The sequence below is a fragment of the Pollutimonas rozaliensis genome, assembly GCF_048751585.1.
In the GTDB taxonomy this organism is placed as follows: domain Bacteria; phylum Pseudomonadota; class Gammaproteobacteria; order Burkholderiales; family Burkholderiaceae_B.
Genome location: NZ_JAZHOB010000182.1, coordinates 1 through 263, shown reverse-complemented (window position 1 = coordinate 263; position 263 = coordinate 1). Strand labels below are relative to the sequence as shown.

1 protein-coding gene is annotated in these 263 nt (G+C 43.7%); it reads right to left on the bottom strand.

Annotated elements, in window-relative coordinates:
• Window positions 1–263, bottom strand: a 263-nt coding sequence (locus tag V0R37_RS22490) for a pseudouridine synthase (protein ID WP_420376609.1), incomplete at both ends; no start/stop codon positions are given.

Below are 263 nucleotides of genomic sequence, written 5' to 3'. Positions count from 1 at the left end.
GTTTACCATTAGGGTTTACCCGAACAATACTATTAACCTCATTTTTTAATAATGGTGCATTGACCACTTTAACATTCGCAGGCCAACGCCCCATCACCAAGGCAAAATAGTATTTTTGTACCGTTTTCTCACGAAATTGCGCTTGTAAATGACGTAAGGCCGAGCGCTTCTTAGCGACCAATAGAATACCAGACGTGTCTCGGTCAATACGATGGACGAGTTCTAAAAAACGTGCCTGTGGACGCAATGCCCGCAAAGCTTCA